Below are 17,607 nucleotides of genomic sequence, written 5' to 3'. Positions count from 1 at the left end.
TTATACCACAGAGGAAAGCGAGAAAATGAAAGTGAACGCTTACGCCCAAAAGTTTGGTGGTGATATAAAAAAAGGCATAGCGGCGCTGGCTTTTGATATGAACAGTGGAAATTAAATGAAAAGCAAAGATGAAAAAGAAATGGATCATTTTGGCAGTGTGCCTGTTTTTAAGCAGTACACCCGTCTGGTCTTTGGAAAAGGCGGCCGCTCTTCCGATTTTGGAGATCGTAAAGGCCGTGACTAAAAAAGTAATTAAGGCCATAGATCTTAGGGTGCAGCGCCTGCAGAACAAAACCATCTGGCTGCAGAATGCCCAGAAGCAGCTCGAGAATACACTCTCGAGGTTAAAACTCCAAGAGATCTCAGACTGGAGTAAAAAACAGCGCGATCTCTACAAAGGGTATTATGAGGAGCTCCAGAGGGTGAAATCCGCTATTAGCTACTATGGCAGGATAAAAGAAATAACCAATAAACAAACCCGGTTAATTGCCCAGTACGAAAGAACCTGGAGCCTCTTTAGAGGGGACAGCCATTTTACTGCCTCGGAACTGGAGTATATGCAAGGGGTATACTCGGGAATCCTTGAAGAGAGCATGAAAAATATGGATCAGATTTTTTTAATCCTGGAGTCTTTTGCCACTCAGATGAGTGATCTGCAAAGGCTCGAGATCATAAATGCGGCCGGTGATCAAATTGATAAGAATTACAACCATCTAAGGCGCTTTAATAGAGAAAATATAGTGCTGAGCCTGCAAAGGGCCAAGGGAGCTAGTGATGTAAATAAAGTCAAAGAATTATACGGGATCCCTTAAAGCAGAGCAAAGATGAAAACGATACTATTGGTACTTCTTGCCATTGGCCTTAATTTGCCTCCATTGCAGGCTCAGGCCAGGCAGAGAAAGATGCTCCTGGAGCAAATAGCAGCTCTTAAGATCTATATAGACTATGGGAAAAAAGGATATGGCATGGTTAAAAACGGCCTTAATTTAATAGAAGATCTGAAAGATGGTGAGATGAGTTCCCACCTAGATTATTTTGTCTCCCTCAAAAAAGTTTCTCCAAAGATCAAAAACTATATAAGGGTGGCCCAGATTATAGACTTGCAGTTAAAAATTGTAACAACGTATAAAAAAACTACCAACGAGCTCTTAGAGGATGATTTGTTTTATGGCAGTGAACTCGATTATATACAGCGGAGCTTTGAGCGCGTATTTCAAAATTGCAACAGGACCTTAGAAGAACTCTTAACACTTACAACAGACAGCACAGTAGAGATGAAAGATGCCAAGCGTTTGGAGCGAATTGATCTTTTGTATCAAACGATGCTGAAGGATTATACTTTTTGTAAAAACTTTAGCCATCAGGCATTACTCTTATCACACGAAAGGGGCAAGGAAAAAAACGAGGTACAGTACCAAAGGGCATTACAGGACTTATAAAACGAATTCCCATGAAAAAGATTTTATTCTCAGCAGTTATCCTTTTAATTGGCCTAATTCCAAATAAAGGGGCCGCCCAGGGGCAGGAAATCCAGCAGCTAGTGCTCAATATTGAAAAACTGGCTCAGTTCAAAGAGATTCTAAGGGACATGAAAAAAGGCTACCAGATTTTATCAGGGGGATACAAGGCGGTGAAGGATATATCCCAGGGAAATTTCACCCTGCATCAAAGATTTTTGGATGCCCTACTGCAAGTGAGCCCGGTGGTGAGAAATTATAAAAAGGTAGGGGATATTGCAAAGGATCAACTGCTACTGGTAAAAGAGAGTAAGAGGGGCTTTAACCGCTTTTGCAAAAGTGAGGGTTTTACCATAAAGGAGAGGGCTTATTTGGAACAAGTATACCAGAATCTGATCCAGGAGAGCCTTAGAAATCTCGATGAGCTTCTGCTTATTCTAACGGCCAATAAACTAAGGATGTCCGATGAGGAAAGACTAGAGGCCATTGATAAGATTTATGCAGCTATGCAAAATAAGGTCCAGTTTGTTAGAAATTTTAATGGCTCGGCAGCTATTTTGGCCCTGCAGCGCGCCAAAGAGACAAATGATCTGCATACCACGGAGGGACTTTATGAATTAAAAAACTAAAAGTGATGAATGTATTGCCGCTAAAAAAAAGGATTGTATCTAGCCTTATAACCTTGTTGCTGCCCCTAATGAGTCAGGGACAAAGTATAGGGGATGATACCAAGGGACTGCATCAGATTCTAGAGCAGCTTTACGATGAGATGATGCCTCTTTGTAGCAATCTTCTGGCTGTAGGGCAGGGCATAGCAGGTTTTGGAGCCCTATGGTACATCGCTTCTCGTGTCTGGCGCCATATCGCCAGGGCAGAGCCTATTGATTTTTATCCTCTTTTCAGGCCCTTTGTCCTGGGATTCTGTATTCTGATTTTTCCATCGGTGCTGGCCCTTTTAAATGGAGTTCTAAAACCAACTCTTAGCGCCACAGCAGCGATGGTTCAGGGGTCAAACAAGGCCATTGAAGTGCTTTTAATAGAAAAAGAAAAAGCCATCAAAGAAACCAATCCCTGGAAAATGTACGTAGGGGTAACAGGGACAGGTGATCGAGAGCAGTGGTATGAGTATACCCATGGAGAAGATGCTGCCGATGAGGGCATGATGGCAAGTATTGGAAACAATGTGAGGTTTGCCATGGAGAAAGCCTCTTATAATTTTAGAAATTCAGTCAAGCAGTGGCTTAGTGAGGTTTTGCAGGTTCTTTTTCAGGCGGCAGCTCTGTGCATTGATACCCTTAGAACCTTTCAATTAGTGGTACTCTCGGTTTTGGGGCCACTGGTTTTTGGAATTGCTGTATTTGATGGATTTAAGCAGAGCCTCACCCTATGGCTGGGGCGTTATATTACAATTTATTTATGGCTGCCCGTGGCCAATATTTTCGGGAGTATCATCGGCAAGATCCAGGAGCAGATGCTCAAACTCGATATTGCGCAGGTGAACCAATCCGGTGATACCTTTTTTAGCAGCACCGATATCGCGTATTTGATTTTTATGATCATTGGAATTATCGGATACTTTACGGTCCCATCAGTGGCCAACTCTATTGTTCATGCGGCCGCAGAGGGGGCACTGGGACAAAAAGTAACCAGCGCTTTTACAAACACCACCACTACGGTCCTTAGCGGGGGCTCACAAACAGGAGCAATGGCTCTGGGGGCCATGGGCAGCGCCGCGAGTAGTATGTATGGGGGTATGAGCTCATCGGCAAGCAGTTCTGGACATTCCAATGATAAAGGCAACCCTATGAGTGAGAGGCTAAGGGGAAATTCCAACTAATGTAAACCAGGGAAGATTATGTTTACCAGGATGAAAAATATAGAAACTGCATTTGGATATGTCCGCAGCTTTACCATGCTTGTCATAGTGGGCTGCATCATCATTAGTTCTTATGCCCTTTATAAAAGTTTTGCCACCGTTAGCCTGATGCAAGACAGGGTTTACATACTGGCCAACGGCAAAGCCTTAGAAGCCTACGCCTCGGATCGCAAAGACAACGTGCCGGTTGAGGCCAGGGACCATGTGAGAACATTTCACAGTTATTTTTTTTCTCTGGATCCCGATGATAAAGTAATTAGGGCAAATCTCTCCAAGGCGCTTTATCTGGCAGATGATACGGCTAAAAGGGTTTATAACGACTTGAAAGAAAATGGCTATTACGCTGGGGTTATCTCAGGGAATATCTCCCAGAGCATTACCATTGACAGTATAAAAGTAGACACCAATGAGTACCCTTATCCCTTTAGATGTTATGCCAGGCAAAATATCATAAGAACCACCAGTATTTTACATCGCAATCTTATAACTGAGGGTACCCTTAGAAATGTGGCCAGGAGTGATAACAACCCCCATGGCTTTTTGATAGAGCGCTGGCGGACCATTGACAACAAAGATTTAGGGATTGAAAACAGGGAGCAATGAAAGCGCTGTTTAAAAAAAGAAAAAAGCTTAGAGGGCCAGGGGGGTATTGTCTAGAGCTCCAGGATTTATGGGCGAGGAAAATGACAGCCCTAACTAGGGATCTCTCAAGAGCAAGGCTTTTATGCGCGCTGGGGCTCTTTGTGCTGGTCTTTGGGGCTACGAGCCTTTATCATCTGTATAAAGGTTTGTTTCCTGTCAGTGGGCAAAGGGCCCAGGTAGGGATTTTCTCTACACCTACCAGGATAAGCCCAGCGGCGAACATAGGGAGTCCCCAAGAGCAGGTGTTGGTTAAAAAAGCCCCTGAAAGGGTTCCGGGCAAATCCAAAGACAGCAGCAGTATTGGGGAGCAGTCACAATGGGAGGAGCCGCTAGATTTGAAGGACCCTGGACCCATTGAAAAATACGACAGAACAAATTTGAATAAAGCACAGCCATGGAAAAGAAAACACTAAGTGTAAAAGAGCAAAAAAAGCGTAAGATGCTACTTCTCTTGCCAGTGGTACTACTGCCTTTTCTAACAATGTTATTCTGGGCATTAGGTGGAGGCAAAGGATCAGGGGCAAGTGAGGGGGAAAAAGACAAGGGAGGGGTTAATACTATTTTGCCCAATCCAAAATTTAAAGAGGATTCTACCCTGAATAAAATGAGTTATTATGATAAGGCCCTGATGGATTCGATAAAACACCAGGAAGAGATTAAAAAAGATCCTAATTATCGGGACGCTTTAGCCCTGGAGGATTCCTTGTTTAATTCCGAGGTCGGGCTAGGGGATCCAACTGTGAGCGAATCCAAAAGGGGGCTCAATACCACCTCTTTTAAAGGAGACAGTGAGCACCGAGTGTATCAAAAATTAGAAGCGCTTCAAAAGGCAATTGCCCAGCCTTCTAAGGGTATAAATCATAACCAGGATCTTAGCGAATTTGACTACAGAGGCTCCTGGGCTAGCCAAGAGGAGGATCAGATAAGAACTTTGGAGCAGAGGATCTCCAAGATGGACTCTTCTGAGAAGCCCGATAAGGAGCTTAAGGAGCTCGGGGGAATGCTCGAGAATATTCTCGATATTCAGCATCCCGAGAGGGCGCGGGAAAAATTAAGGCAGTCTTTACAAAAACAAAAAGGCAAGGTGTACTCGGTTACTAAAAATAAGCAGCAGCAAAATCTAACCTCCTTGGAGGATTCTGATTTGAAAAGGCCTTTTAACACGAGCAAAAATGCCTTTTATTCCCTGGAGGATACCACCTCTCAAGAGGTGAGCTCTAATGCCCTTGAGGCAGTAGTGCACCAGACTCAGAGAATTGTAAACGGCTCTATTGTAAAGTTAAGGCTCATCGATGCTGTTTTTATAAGTGGGACCCTGATTCCAAAGAACAGTTTTGTTTTTGGAATAGCCGCTCTAAAGGGAGAAAGGCTCGAGGTTAAGATCAGCGCTATACGGTTTAAGAATTCTATTTTTCCTGTAGAGCTCTGCGTTTACGATTTGGATGGCATCGGGGGGATTTATATTCCCGGGGCCATTGACAGAGATGTTGCCAAAGCCTCAACGGATCGCTCGATACAGGCCCTGGGTATTGCAAATTTGGAGGATTCCTGGGGTGGGCAGGCAGCGGGTATGGGAGTGGAGGCGGCCAAAACGCTGCTGAGTAAAAAAGTGAAATTAATCAAAGTGGTCCTTAAAGCCGGATATCAGGTACTGCTTTATGATGAAAAAGAGAAAAATGCGAAATAACGCTTTAATAATACGCTAAGATGAAAAATATTAAATTATGGCTTGTAGCCTTACCCTTAGTCATGACCCTGATGGGATTCGCGCAGCAAAGTGGCGGTGAGGAGGCCAATGTCCTGGAGCTGGGTTATTCTAAAACCACAAGCATTGTATTTCCTTACCCCGTGAGGAGCGTGGATAAGGGAAGCGGGGATATTTTGGTTCAGAAAGCCAAAGGGGTAGAGAACATGCTTTTGGTCAAAGCCGCTAAGGTAAATTTTACCCAAACCAATCTAACGGTTGTAACCTCAGATGGCCGGCTCTATGGCTTTGTGGTAAATTTCAACGAGCAGTGCCCTGTTTTGAGTCTGAGAGCGGATGATTTAACGGCTGTAAATGGGGAGATTCTCTTTTCCTCAGAGCATGATAATCAGGAAAAAATCAAGCAGTATGCCCAGTTGGCGCTCTGCCAAATGAAAAGCACTTCGGGTCTTTATAAAAGCAAATATGATATTAAATTGGAGCTCACGGGTCTGTTTATTTACCAGGAGATCCTGTATTTTAGAGTAGAGCTTGTCAATCAATCAAAGATTAACTACCAGGTTGACCAGCTGCGGTTTTTTATTCGCGATCAAAAAAAATCCCTGCGCACAGCCTGGCAGGAAATTGAAATTAATCCCATATTCTGCACCTCCGAGTTGGGGACGATTTTTGATCGGTCACGCCTTAGTGTGGTTTTTGCCCTGCCTAAGTTTACCATACCCCAGGGAAAATACCTCACCATTGAAGTCATTGAAAAACAAGGGGAGAGACAACTCGAGCTTAATATTAAAAATAAACACCTGATGGATTTAGAAATATTAAAGAGTCTATAGACAAGTACAAATTTTAAAAACGGATACCATGAACGAGAAAAATTTTGAATACTTACGCGATCAGCTGAAGTACACCGGATTTGGTGAGGCACTAGAGATGGAATTAAAAGAAAAATTAAAACAAGGCGAGCCGAGTTTTACACTCTACCACGAGACCTATACAGAGGACCGGGTAGCCAGGGCTACCTTGAGTTTTAACAAAGCCAAAGATACCGATATGTATTTTTTTAATTCCTACAGACTCGAGATGCAAAAAGAAGATATCACAGAGGCCTTGGAGCATACGTTCTATATAGGAAAAGGAGCAAATATTACTATGAAAGAAGCGCAAAATCTCCTGCAGGGCAGGGCGGTTAATAAGGATCTGACCAGCCGTGAGGGACAGCCTTATAACGCCTGGCTTCAAATGGATCTCAAGCAAGGCGATGATCAGGGGAATTTTAAACTCCAGCACTATCATCAAAATTACGGTTATGATCTAGAGGCTACATTGGCCCAATACCCTATAAAGGAATTGGGGAACCAATTGTATAAAGAGGACCTGATGCGCTCGCTAAAAAAAGGAAATTTGCAGGGCGCCACCTTTTTAAAAGAAGGCCAAGAGATTCGTTATTTTATTCAGGCCGACCCGCAATTTAAGACCATCATAATTTACGATGCCGATCAAAAAAAAATGGACAACAAGCTCTGTAAGGATCTCAATCAGATCGAAGTGCAATACGAACATGTTGGCGAAATTAAAAAAAAAAGCCAGAGCGAAAATCCAAAGGAATCCCAAGAGGCAAAACAAACCACTAGAACTAGGCAAAACAGATCCCATAAACTCTAATGAGCCTATTGTGAAATCCCTGGTGTTGTTCTTTGCCTCGATAGAGAACGATTATCGCATCGGGAGTACTCATCTGGGGATATTTGCCGCGCTTTTGCATTATAGTGCCAGAGAGGGTTTCTGTAATCCAATTAAGGCCTTTAGTTATCAGATTATGCCACTTGCCAAGATCTTAGCCTCTAATACCTATCACAAACATATCAGAGAGCTCAGCCAGTACGGTTATATACGATATGAACCCTCATTTAAGAAAAATAAGCCCAGCTGTATTTACCTTTTGCCCCAATAAAGGCGTAAAACGGGCACGTAAAGCACCGATTAAAGCAGCGATGATGATTTTACTAGCAGGGCTGTAAAAGCGATGGTGTTTTGTAAGTATTTGATTGGTAAAGTATTAGAATTGCTAAGAAACAAATTGTGAGGAATCTTTGCTCAAGGTGCTAAAACAGTGATAAATTTAACATCAAATTTGTTGAATCTATCGCCGAAACTTTTATTTTTGCGGCTTAATTTAATAAGTATAAGCATGAAAGATCTATTAGTAAAAATCAACGCCGAAATTGACACATTCAAAGCAGAAGCTGAATCTTTAACTGAGAAAGGTGTTAAAGCTGCTGGACCAAGAGCACGTAAATCAACTCTAGAAATTGAAAAACTTTTAAAAGAGTTTAGAAAAGTTTCTATCGAAGAATCAAAAAAATAATATTTGTATTCAAGAAGATAACCTCGTTTAAGTACTTTAAACGGGGTTTTTTTATGCCCTGATCTGAGGTGGTATTGTGGTTTTTAGCACATTATTTTTTTTCAATGGACTTTGATCTAAACTAATTTCAAAGGTCTTATTGTTTTATAGGGATTGGTTTATTAAAAATAAGAAATAAGGAAAAAATCTTATAAATATAGGAGTATATGTGAATTTTGTTTGCTGTTTTTTGTGAAATATTTATAAAATTAGCTTATAATTGTACTTTCTACACATAACTAAAAAAACACCACCTTATTTTGAAGTATTCTGTGCTGTATTTTCTACTTTTAATTGGCTTTGTACCATCAGTTCAGTCGCAGGATAATCCTGTAAAGTTTCTCGATATATCCGATGGTTTATCCAACAATTCAGTAACAACAATTTTTCAGGACAAAGAGGGTTATTTGTGGTTTGGAACCTATGATGGACTCAATCGTTACGATGGCTATAATTTTAAGGTCTATCGCAATAGAATCAACGATAAAAATTCCCTTTTATTTAATACCATTTATAATATCGAAGGAGATTCAAGAAATAACATCTGGATTGGAGGCTCTAACGGCATCTGTATTTATAATAAAACCAGTGCTACATTTGGCCCTGTGGAGTATAGTATTTTAAATCAGAAGCCCAAGATCTTAAAAGATATTATTCATCAGAGCAGCTCGGTTTCAAAGAATTTGGTTTTGGTGGCCTCGCAAAATTTGGGATTAATTAGTTTTGAAAACGGATCCTTTATCGGCAAACACATCTCCCTTAAAGCAGAAGGAAATAAACCCAACATTGATAATTATGACGCCATAGCAATTCAGCCTGAGATAAAAAAAGGGCATTGTTGGGTATATGTCAAAAATATAGGTGTTTGCAGTTATAGTATTACCACAAAAAGTTTGAAGGTTGTTTTTCCACTCTCCATTGAAGTTAAAGCAATGAAATCCTCTAGTGGTGGCAATCTTTGGCTGGGAACAGATGAAGGCGTTTTTCTTTTTAATACCCAGTGGGGTAGACTCTCGAAGAACTATCTTTCCAATAAATGCAGCGTGACGGATCTTCTTGTAGATAAGAAAAAGAACCTTTGGATTACAACCGATGGTTGTGGAATCTACAGGGTTATAGGGTCCGATAAAAAAGCAATGGCTTGGAATTCTGTAAAAGACAATAATCTGGTTAAAAGCAATTCGGTTTGGAGCCTCTACGAAGACAAATCAGGCAACAAATGGTTTGGTACCCTGCGAGGGGGAATTAGCATGCTCAGCAGTACGCCCAAATATTTTAAAACGATCCGCTATAATGCCAGTGATCCTGCCCAGAATTTTATTTTATCGTTTTGCGAAGATGAAAAAAACAATATTTGGGTGGGTACCGATGGGGCAGGGCTCAAATATTGGAACAGAAAAAACAATACCTACATCAGTTACGGCAATAAGTTATCGAGTCCTTTTATAACCAGTATAATTCGCGATACTGATAACCAGATCTGGCTCTCTAGCTGGGCAGGCGGGGTGAGTAAAATAAACCCGAAAACTAATACCGTTGCGCATTATTCTTGTTACAATCCCTTTACTGGGCAAACAGAGAAAAACATCTGGTTTGTGTACAAAGACTCCAAGGCTAATATTTGGGCCAGTGCTACCAATGAAGGCTCTTTATATCTTTTTAATAAGACCAAGAATAACTTTGAACTCTTTGATAAATCCATCCGCAACTTGCAATGCCTTATCCAAACTAGCGACGGCAGGCTTTGGGGAGGAAATTATACCACGCTATTTTCTATAGAGAAAGAAACTCGAAAAATCAATAAAGTAACCATTGGTAATCCCGTGAGATGTATCCATGAAGACAAAGACAAAAATCTCTGGCTGGGAACCCAGGAGGGTGGTTTACTGTTATTTGATCGAAAAACAAATACCTTTAAAAGACTCACCATAGATGATGGTTTACCCTCGAACACCATTTTAAGATTGCTCGAAGATAAAGAAGGTAATCTTTGGATGAGCACCTATAATGGTATTTGCAGATTTGATAAAAAGAGAAAAACCTTTAGAAATTTCTCAGTAAACGATGGACTTCAAAGCAATCAGTTTAGCTTTAATGCCGGACTGAAATTATCAAGCGGAGAATTTCTATTTGGAGGAATCAATGGTTTTAATGTCTTTTTTCCCCAGACCATTAAAGGATCCAATCAACAAAATAATCTTTTGTTAACGGATTTTTACCTCAACAATCAGCCAATTGAAGAGAGTAAAACAGATCTGGTTGTCCAGTGGGATTCAGGGAAAATCAAAGAGGTAAGTTTGCCTTATGACCAGACCACATTATCACTCGAGTTTGTGGCCCTGGATTATACTAACGCCGACAAAATCAATTATGCTTATTTCCTTGAAGGCTGGGACCAGCAATGGAATTTTGTGGGTCAGGCCCGAAAGGCAAATTATTCGAGATTACCAGAGGGCAAATATACCTTTAAAGTAAAAACCACCAATTTTACAGGGGGATGGAATAAGGCGCAAAGCCTCATTACCATAAATGTTTTACCGCCCTGGTACAGAACCTGGTGGGCATATGGACTGTATTTACTAGCGGGTATTGCCAGTATTTTTGCTTATTTGGAATATCACAAAAACAAGGAAAAACTAAAATATAAGGTTAAAATCGCCGAACTCGAAAGCAAAAAAGAAAAAGAAATTGCCCAGAAACAATCCTCGATGTTCACCTACATCTCCCATGAGTTTAGAACGCCGCTTTCACTTATTATAAACCCGCTGAAAAAAGCCGTTCAAAAAGAAAATGTCCAAAACGGCTCTTCGGGAAGTGATTTGGCCATCGCGCATCGAAATGCCAGAAGACTTTTGAGTCTGGTGGATCAGTTATTGCTTTTTAGAAAAGCCGAAAACGATGCCGATTCGCTTCGATTATCAACCATTAATGTAAATAATTTATGCAATGAAGTGTATCAGTGTTTTGTCAATCAGGCAAAAGATAAAAAGATCCATTACAATTTTAATATTCCCGATCATGAGATTGAGATCATTGGCGATTATGAAAAAATAGAAATCTCGCTGTTTAATTTAATGTCTAATGCCTTTAAATACACACCAATGGGCGGGGTAATTAATCTGAATCTCGGTGAGAACAATTATGAAGTAATACTCGAGATCGCTGATAATGGCGATGGAATCCACCAGAGAGACATAGGGGTTATTTTTGAAAAATTCAAACAAATCAATTCAAAAGTTTCAGTGGGCACCGGCTTTGGAATTGGACTTTATATTGTAAAATATTTTGTAGACAAACACAAAGGCACTGTGAGCTGTACAAGCGAAATAGGCAAAGGGAGTGTTTTTAAACTCACCTTTTTAAAAGGAGACAGTCATTTTGAAAATGTAGAGATCACTAGTGAAATTCCCAAGCGTAGTGAATTGTTCAATGAATTGATCGTTGATGAAATCCAAGAGGATAGTGCGCTATCTAATGCCTTGATTTCAGAGAATGATTTTCAAAAAATAATGCTTACCCCAAAACGCACCGTTTTAATAATTGATGATAATGCCGATATCAGGGCTTATCTGATCAAATTATTCTCGGCTAATTATATGGTTTACAGCGCCGAGAATGGAGAAGAAGGGTTGAAGCTGACCAAAAAACACCTGCCGGATTTGGTTATAAGCGATATTACCATGCAGGAAATGGACGGTCTGGAATTGTGCCGAAAAATAAAAGAGAATCCTGATTTGTCTCATATTCCGGTAATTTTATTAACGGCATCCAAAAACCCTGAAACGCACCTTCAGGGAATTAGCGATGGGGCCGATGATTATATCACCAAACCTTTTGATGATGATATACTCCTGGCCCGTGTAGAGTCTTTGTTGAAAAACCGCAGCAATCTTAGGGCTTATTTCCTCGATAGTATTACCCTTAAAGAAAACACCCAAAAGGTTCCTGTAGAATATCAAGAGATCTTAAAGAAATGTATTGATATTGTAGAGGCCAATATTCATAAAAGAGATTTTACCATTAAAAACTTCGCCCTTGAAATGGGAATGAGCCATAGAACCTTATATACCAAAATTAAAATCATTTCCGGACAGACCCTAAATGCTTTTATTCGCTCGGTGAGGATTCGAAGAGCTGCCATGTTAATGCTGACCGAGGATATCAATATTGCCCAGGCAAGCGCCGAGGTGGGGTTTGAAGATCCTAAATATTTCAGACAGCAATTTGTAAAACTCTTCGGGATGACCCCTTCAGAATACATTAAAAAATACAAGAGCTCCTTTAACGCAGATCTGAATATTATCAAGTAAAAGGTTCTTAATTGTCATCTCGCGTAACTACACCCCGGCCATAGCCAAGAGAGGAAGATTGCCGAGTTTCTAATTTGATTTCTCCCCTTAGTGGCATGTGACCAATCTAAGGGAGATTTCTATTGAAGAAAAAAAACGCAAACGTTTTAGTTGTAAAACCTTATAAAAATCAAATAATTATGTATTGTTTAAAAAAATGTAGTTATTTTTTCACAATCAGTAATTTTTAATCTAAAATAATAGTTAATTGCAATTTTGACCTCCTTTTTTTTCCATTTTACCCCTCCTTAAAAGTTTAAACTCGACATTACTTTGCACTTATAGTAATATTTAAGTTGTATTACTGTGTATGTTATAAGTGTTTATTTTACGATAAGTTTTTTTATCTCTTTAAAGAATTGAGCCTTCTTTAAAATAAGATAGTAAGAGTTGGTTTTACGCAATTACTTATCATTCCCGCAGCTAAGAAAAAGCTGCGGGTTTAAATAAAATAAATTCTGGGATGAATCTAAAGTCGCAAAGACAAGAATATAAAAAAGAAAAAAAGTAACTAACCATTAACCCAACTAAAGACTATGAAAATTACCCAATAACTATTTTTTGTGACGTTGTTTTTGCCTCATAAAAGCAGCAATTATCCTATAAAAATAGAAAGTAACCTACAAGAGTATAAAAAGCTTTCGCTTTAGATTAAAACTAACTAACCTAACCTTAAAATTCAAGAAATGAAAAAAAATGTATTTTTATTTTTTCTCGCCCTTTTTGGCCTTCTTCTAACGGGATGTCAAAATAACGAATCAGATTTTCCAAGCTCTGATAACCCTACGGTGGTAGTGTCTACAAAAGAAATTTACGGCGCACCAAGTAGAAAATTTGAAATAAAAGCCGCCTTGGCAGATGATTTAGGATTAAAGAGTGTACAGATTCAGATCCCGGAATTATCCCTGGATAAAGTAATCAGCTTTGCCACAGATCCTTTACTTAAATCCTATGATTTGAGCTATTTTTTTGAAATCCCTGCCAGTAGGGGAACCTCTGAGGCTTTCAAAATAAAACTAATCATAACCGATGTTTCGGGTAACGCCGTTAACCAGGAGATTAATTTGCGTTTAGACGGAGAATTTGCCGCCCCGGCAATCACAATGGTAACGCCAAAAGAAGGAGCCGTTGTTTTACTCTCTACAAGTAAAGAAATGCCGGTAAATTTTGTGGTTAACGACGATTCAGGAATTGACTATATTGAGGTTAAATGCGCCGAACTGGGTATTGATGAAATGGTTCAGTTACAAGGAGCGCCACAATCTTATACTTTCAATAAGACATATACTTTGCCAGTGACTGCGGCTAACTATGTACTAACCATTACAGCCAAAGATAAATTTGCGATTCCAAACACAGGAAGCCTAAATATCAATATAGTAGCCACAAACGAGTATCCGGCCCTGTACTTATGCGATCAGCCGAAAGGTACAAATTTAACAACTGACGCAGTTGGAGTTCCAATGTATTTTCACGAGAAAAACGCACAGGATTTCGAATTCAAATATTATGCTGACAAAGACAATAAAGAAATTTATTTCTTAGGTCAGGAATCAGACTTTGCCCCACATTGTTTTGGATTGAATGCTACCGGAGAACTAGTTGATGATGTTGTTTCAACCCCAATTATTTTGCCAACAAAAGGATATTACATCATAAAAGTAAATCCAAATACGCTCAAATATACAGCAACCAAATACACGCCATCGAGTAAAGTTTGGGCAGATGTGGCCAACGGACTTTGGCACGATGAAGAGGCTTTAAGAAGACCTTTTGTGAGTGTTTGCGGAGGCGGAATTCAAGGTGCAACATGGGATACATGGGACGCTTGGGTTCAAACAGGATTACACTTGGCAAACAACCCAAATAACCCTTACCAATTAGTAGGAGAATATACCCTGACAGGACAAATAGAGGCGACTTTTACAGGTCAGTGGTGGAGTCCGTCCTGGAGATTAATCAAAAACGGTATTTGTACCATGTCACCGGGAGAGAACGGAAATGCTAAATACCCGGCCGCCCCTGGAGTGTATAAAGTAGTTCTGGATACGGAGTTGGAAAGAGTATTTATCACCAAAAAATAAGTTGTTGTAACCCGGTTATAACCTTTAATTAATAAAAGATATTAAGATGAAATATAAATATATAGGATTTTTTATTGCCCTAATGTACAGCGCTGTATCATTTGGACAAATAAAAATAAAAGGGACTGTTAAGGACAAAGCCAATGTGCCAATTCCCGGAGTTAACATACTCGTTAAAGGCACAGGGACCACAGCTGCCACGGATTTTGATGGAAATTATCTGATTAATGTTCCCAATAAAAACTCTCAAATCGAATTTTCATTTGTCGGTTTTACCAATAAAACGATTCCCGTAGGGGATAAAACAGACATTGATGTGATCATGGAAGAAGCTAGTCAGGCGCTGGATGAAATCGTGGTTGTAGGATATGCCGCAGTGAAAAAGAGTGATGTAACGAGTTCAATTTCTTCTATAAAAGGAAAAGAACTTCAAACGATGACCGTTGGTAACGTCACAGAATCTTTGCAGGGAAAAGTTGCTGGAGTTCAGGTAACGGGTCAAGGTGGTCCCGGAGCACAGCCAAGGGTTTTAATTCGTGGTATATCTACTGTGAATTTAAATACAGATCCTCTTTATGTAGTTGATGGAATCCCGATGGGAACCAGTATCAATTTCTTAAGCAATAATGAGATTGAATCGATGGAGGTTTTAAAAGATGCATCGGCAAGTGCCATTTATGGTTCACGTGCTTCTAATGGAGTTATTTTAATTACCACTAAAAAAGGAAAAGCAGGAAAAACAAGATTCAACTTTGACATAAGTTCAGGAATGCAAATGATGAATAATCCTTATAATATGGCTGATGCCCAGGGTTATGCTTCAATTATGAATAAGGCTTATAACAATTCGGGTTATTCTGATTATTTACCAAATCCTTCTCAATACAAAGGAAAAACGACCAATTGGTGGGATGCCGGAATCAAACGAGCTTCGCCTGTAACCAACGCTTCTTTGGGAGTTAGTGGAGGTTCTGATACCCATACTTACGCAGTTAGTTTGAATTATTATAATTCTGAATCTATTTATGAAGTTGGAGGATGGAAAAGAGTTACCATGAGGATCAACAATGATTTTAAATTCTCAGATAAATTCTCAGCTGGGGTTACTTTAAATCCGCGTTATGAAAGATGGGGAGGACCAAATAACTGGGCAGATTTTGATAAAATTGATCCAATTACGCCAATTTACAAACCAGCAGATCAATTAACCGGATTAGAGAATGAGTATAGTATTTATGCACGTTCTCCTTCATATGTTTGGAATCCAATTGCAGCTGTAAAAAGATTCGACGATTATACCAATCAGTATAATTTAAATACAAACGGTTATTTGCAGTATCAGCCCATTAAAGGTTTGGTTTTGCGTACGCAAGCATCTATCGAAGTTGGAGATAAAACAAATAGTATTTTTAAACCAGATTTTGTAATTGATGCAGCACACGAAAAAGCTGAAATTAATAGTGTTGAAAGAAAAAATACAACAAATGCTGACTGGACTTGGCAAAATACAGCAACCTATACCAAAACATTTGCCGAGAAACACAATGCTTCTTTGATGATTGGTAATACCATGGAAGAATACAATAGCAATGATGTTTGGGGTTACGGAGAAGGTATTCCTAACAATTCAGATTCTATGAGAGAATTAAAAGCAGCAACCAAAAACCGTAAAAGTGATGGTAACAGCTGGTCAAGTTCTTTGATGTCTTACATATCTCGTTTTTCATATAATTATGATGGTAAATATTATTTCACGGGTACTTTTAGACGTGATGGTTCTTCTAAATTCATGGACAATAATAAATGGGCAAATTTCCCTTCGGCTTCCGTTTCGTGGAGAATTTTAAACGAAGGATTCATGTCCTCTACAAAAGACGTTCTAAGCGATTTAAGATTTAGAGCTGGTTGGGGAAAAGTAGGTAATCAAAATTTACCAGCTGCGGTTTATCAATCCAATATCAAGCAAGGCTTTTATCCTATTGGAAATAATATTGTAGACACAACGTATCCCGATACTATGGCTAATAAAGATATTAAATGGGAAACAGTTGAAGATATCAGCTTTGGAATTGATTTTGGATTATGGAAAAACAAACTCTCAGGTTCGTTAGAATATTATCAAAAGAAAACAGAAGATATGCTCTTTAAGAAACAATTCCCAACATACAGTGGCTTTCCAGGATACTCCACAATTTGGACAAATGTAGGATCGATGCAATCTAAAGGTATCGATTTATTACTTTCTTATAAAGATAAAAAAGGCGATTTTACCTATGGAGTGGATGTGACTTTTACAACGGTAAATGTAGACATGTTGTCTTTATCTACAGAAGGAGAAAGACTTTACGGAGCTGGAAACAGAACCTTGACTGTTAAAGGTGATGTACCGGGATATTTTTATGGCTATGTGGCTGATGGATTATTTCAAAATCAAACCCAATTAAATGCACACACTGATGAGCACGGTACCAAATTGCAACCCTACGCGCAAGTAGGAGATATTCGCTTTAAAGATGTTAATGGTGACGGAAAATTAGACGATAAAGACAGAACAAAAATTGGTTCTCCATGGGCTGATTACAATGTTGGTTTGAATTTGAATTTTGCTTACAAACAATTTGATTTGGTAGCAAATTTCTACTCCAGTATTGGAAATGATATTGTAAACGAAAACATAAAAGATTTATACAATGGTACAAGTCTAACTAACAAAGTAAGCGGATTAGAACAAATGGCCTGGCATGGGGAAGGAACCTCTAATTATGTTCCTCGTTTGTCTAAAGATGATAATAACGAAAACTTTACTAAGTTCTCTTCTTTCTATGTTGAAGATGGTTCGTATGTACGTATGAAAAACATTCAGATTGGATTTTCATTCTATAACAAATTTGGTTTAGATAAATTAAGACTTTCGTTATCAGGTCAGAATTTATGGACCTGGACAAACTACAACGGCGTGGATCCAGAAGTAGCAGGTGGAGATCCTGACAAAGATGATAGAGTTAAAGGATCAGGTTTTGGAGGATGGAATTATCCGGTTCAGCCAACAATTTTGATGGGTCTTAATGTAGCATTTTAATAAAAAACGAC

General features: G+C 39.4%; 13 protein-coding genes. All 13 read left to right on the top strand.

Annotated features, from left to right (window positions below):
* The first annotated feature begins 128 nt into the window (after positions 1-128).
* The 13 genes from LPB88_RS12700 (at position 129) to LPB88_RS12635 (ending at position 17,596) form a co-directional block, all read left to right on the top strand.
* Positions 129-812, top strand: a complete 684-nt coding sequence (locus tag LPB88_RS12700; protein ID WP_230716062.1) for a conjugal transfer protein TraI — start codon at positions 129-131, stop codon at positions 810-812.
* Between the two features lie 12 nt (positions 813-824).
* Positions 825-1,439: a hypothetical protein gene (locus tag LPB88_RS12695; protein WP_230716061.1), complete on the top strand. Its 615-nt coding sequence runs from the start codon at positions 825-827 to the stop codon at positions 1,437-1,439.
* Between the two features lie 11 nt (positions 1,440-1,450).
* Positions 1,451-2,086 (top strand): TerB family tellurite resistance protein, encoded by a 636-nt coding sequence (locus tag LPB88_RS12690; RefSeq protein ID WP_230716060.1) that lies wholly within the window; start codon positions 1,451-1,453, stop codon positions 2,084-2,086.
* Between the two features lie 5 nt (positions 2,087-2,091).
* A complete protein-coding gene (gene traJ / locus LPB88_RS12685; RefSeq protein WP_230716059.1) occupies positions 2,092-3,294 on the top strand; it encodes a conjugative transposon protein TraJ in 1,203 nt (400 codons plus the stop codon).
* 30 nt (positions 3,295-3,324) lie between these two features.
* Positions 3,325-3,936, top strand: a complete 612-nt coding sequence (traK, locus tag LPB88_RS12680) for a conjugative transposon protein TraK (protein ID WP_230716058.1) — start codon at positions 3,325-3,327, stop codon at positions 3,934-3,936.
* Positions 3,933-4,388: a hypothetical protein gene (locus LPB88_RS12675; protein ID WP_230716057.1), complete on the top strand. Its 456-nt coding sequence runs from the start codon at positions 3,933-3,935 to the stop codon at positions 4,386-4,388. The genes traK and LPB88_RS12675 overlap by 4 nt, the downstream gene beginning before the upstream one ends.
* Positions 4,370-5,662 carry a conjugative transposon protein TraM gene (traM, locus tag LPB88_RS12670; protein WP_230716056.1) on the top strand — a complete coding sequence of 431 codons (1,293 nt, stop codon included), beginning with the start codon at positions 4,370-4,372 and terminating at the stop codon, positions 5,660-5,662. The genes LPB88_RS12675 and traM overlap by 19 nt, the downstream gene beginning before the upstream one ends.
* Positions 5,663-5,682: 20 nt before the next feature.
* A complete protein-coding gene (traN, locus tag LPB88_RS12665) occupies positions 5,683-6,513 on the top strand; it encodes a conjugative transposon protein TraN (protein ID WP_230716055.1) in 831 nt (276 codons plus the stop codon).
* A gap of 28 nt (positions 6,514-6,541) precedes the next feature.
* The gene (locus LPB88_RS12660) at positions 6,542-7,342 is read left to right on the top strand and encodes a hypothetical protein (RefSeq protein ID WP_230716054.1); all 801 of its coding nucleotides are present in this window, start codon (positions 6,542-6,544) and stop codon (positions 7,340-7,342) included.
* Positions 7,343-7,868: 526 nt separating this feature from the next.
* Positions 7,869-8,045 (top strand): histone H1, encoded by a 177-nt coding sequence (locus tag LPB88_RS12650; protein WP_132037023.1) that lies wholly within the window; start codon positions 7,869-7,871, stop codon positions 8,043-8,045.
* 299 nt (positions 8,046-8,344) lie between these two features.
* Positions 8,345-12,394: a two-component regulator propeller domain-containing protein gene (locus LPB88_RS12645; RefSeq protein ID WP_230716053.1), complete on the top strand. Its 4,050-nt coding sequence runs from the start codon at positions 8,345-8,347 to the stop codon at positions 12,392-12,394.
* 725 nt (positions 12,395-13,119) lie between these two features.
* Positions 13,120-14,517 (top strand): hypothetical protein, encoded by a 1,398-nt coding sequence (locus LPB88_RS12640; protein ID WP_230716052.1) that lies wholly within the window; start codon positions 13,120-13,122, stop codon positions 14,515-14,517.
* A 46-nt stretch (positions 14,518-14,563) separates the two neighbouring features.
* Entirely contained in the window at positions 14,564-17,596 is a 3,033-nt protein-coding gene (locus tag LPB88_RS12635; RefSeq protein ID WP_230716051.1) for a TonB-dependent receptor, read from the top strand.
* The last annotated feature ends 11 nt before the right edge of the window (positions 17,597-17,607 follow it).

The organism is Flavobacterium sp. JAS, assembly GCF_020991455.1.
In the GTDB taxonomy this organism is placed as follows: domain Bacteria; phylum Bacteroidota; class Bacteroidia; order Flavobacteriales; family Flavobacteriaceae; genus Flavobacterium.
The sequence above is the reverse complement of the archived record's forward strand: the minus strand, read 5'-3'. Positions and strand labels throughout refer to the sequence as shown.